Annotated in this window: 1 protein-coding gene; it reads right to left on the bottom strand. The window is 65.7% G+C overall.

Annotation, left to right across the window (positions count from 1 at the left end):
* Nucleotides 1-1,538, bottom strand: a 1,538-nt coding sequence (locus tag EKL94_RS22080) for an amino acid adenylation domain-containing protein (RefSeq protein ID WP_221767996.1), incomplete at both ends; no start/stop codon positions are given.

Here is a 1,538-nt window from a genome sequence, read left to right on the forward strand (position 1 = left end):
CCCACCGGCGCCTCATAGCGGCCTGCCACTACCGCTGCAATGTCAGGCGCAGGCAAAGCGCGCCGGTCCAGCTTGCCGTTTGAGGTCAGCGGCCAGTGCGGCACGGTCACGAAGGCTGAAGGCAGCATGTAGTCGGCAAGCTTCTGCGCGAGGTGTGCACGCAGCAACTCGGGCGCAGGCGGCGATTGGCCTTCGGCCAGCACATATGCCACCAGCCGTTTGTCACCGGGGGTATCCTCGCGCGCGATCACCACCGCTTCGCGCACGCCCGCGCAGGTCCGCAGATGGGTTTCGATCTCCCCCGGTTCAATCCGGTAGCCACGCAGCTTCAGCTGGAAGTCCGTGCGACCGATGAACTCCAGCGTGCCATCGTCAAGCCAGCGTGCCAGGTCGCCGCTGCGGTAAAGACGTGCTGAAGGGTCGTCCCGATAGGGATCTGCCAGGAAGCGCTCGGCGCTGAGTTCGGGCTGGTTGAGATAGCCGCGGGCGACACCATCCCCGCCGATGTACACCTCGCCGATCACGCCTGGCAGGACCGGCTGACCGTCCGGTGCCAGCAGATGGATCTGGGTGTTGCCGATCGGGCGCCCGATGGGAATGCTGCGCCCAGGCTCCACCTGCTCGATCAGGTGGGTGCTGGCAAAGGTGGTGCTCTCTGTCGGCCCGTAGCCGTTGAGCAGGTGCTGCGGCGGTGTGGATTGGGCCAGCACGCGCCCGATCCGGTCCGGGTCCAGTACATCACCACCGACCAGCAGGTATCGCAGGCCCGCAAAGGCGTCAGTGAGCGCATCGGCGTGAGCATTGAACAATCCGGCGGTGAGCCACAACGCCGTCACGCCAGCGGCCCGCAATGCCTGGTCCAGTGCAACCGGATCCAGCGCCACCTGTTCCGCCACCACCTGCACCCGCGCGCCGACCAGTAAGGCGCCCCAGATTTCCCAGGTTGCCGCATCGAAGGCAGGGTTGGCGCAGTGTGCCACTACATCCGATGGCCCCAGCGAAGCAAAACCGTTGTTGATCGCAAGCCGCAGCACATTGCGGTGTTCCACCATCACGCCCTTGGGCTGCCCGGTCGAACCGGAGGTGTACATCACATAGGCCAGGTGCTGCGATCCCAGCCCGGGCACATCCGGCACATCGATCGGAGCGGCGTCGAAACGGGGGTCATCCAGTGCGATGACCGGCGTGTTCCGGACCAGCGTCTGGATCCTGGCGTGGTGCTCGGGCCATGTGAGCACCGCCACCGGCTGGCAGTCTTCCAACATGAAGCCAAGGCGCTCCACCGGATAGTCAGGATCCAATGGCACGTATGCGGCACCGGCCTTGAGGATCCCCAGCAGGCCCACGATGAACTCCAGGCGGCGCCCGGAGCAGATGGCTACGCAGCGGTCCGGGCCGGCCCCATTTGCACGCAGTACCTGTGCAACCTGATTGGCGCGGCGGTCCAGCTGCTGGTAGCTCAGCGTGGCTCCGTGGAAATCTGCTGCCACTGCCTCGGGCTGGGCTCGCACCTGCTCCTGGAAAACATGGTGGATCAG

Origin of the sequence: Stenotrophomonas maltophilia (assembly GCF_003970865.1) — a bacterium.
GTDB lineage: Bacteria > Pseudomonadota > Gammaproteobacteria > Xanthomonadales > Xanthomonadaceae > Stenotrophomonas > Stenotrophomonas maltophilia_AR.